The sequence below is a fragment of the Halomonas llamarensis genome (genome assembly GCF_023555005.1).
GTDB lineage: Bacteria > Pseudomonadota > Gammaproteobacteria > Pseudomonadales > Halomonadaceae > Vreelandella > Vreelandella llamarensis.
This window is the reverse complement of sequence record NZ_JAMJPJ010000154.1, coordinates 1-253: the sequence shown is the minus strand read 5'-3', so window position 1 is coordinate 253 and position 253 is coordinate 1. Positions and strand designations below refer to the sequence as shown.

Sequence of the window (253 nt, the reverse complement as noted above, 5' to 3'; positions counted from 1 at the left end):
ATAGCGGGGTTCAACAAACTGGAACTGGTCGTGAATAACGTGAAATTCCAGGATGGGGAGCCCTTAACAGATCAGTCAGATAGGACCGCCGCCTAAACGGTCATACACAAAATTTGACAATAACTCGCTCAATGCCGACCAGAACCCCATAGCGCCGTCGCCAATCGCAAGTTTGGGGGCGTTGGTCAGCCCGCGCTCCCGTAACCCCGTGAGCAACTCTGTCCAACTGGCTTCCGATTCACGTCGTCCATCC

The 253-nt window shown here is 54.2% G+C and carries 1 pseudogene; it reads right to left on the bottom strand.

The features are described from left to right. Window positions 1–120: 120 nt before the first annotated feature. Window positions 121–253: pseudogene (locus M8006_RS18015) on the bottom strand (transposase); the annotation flags it as partial.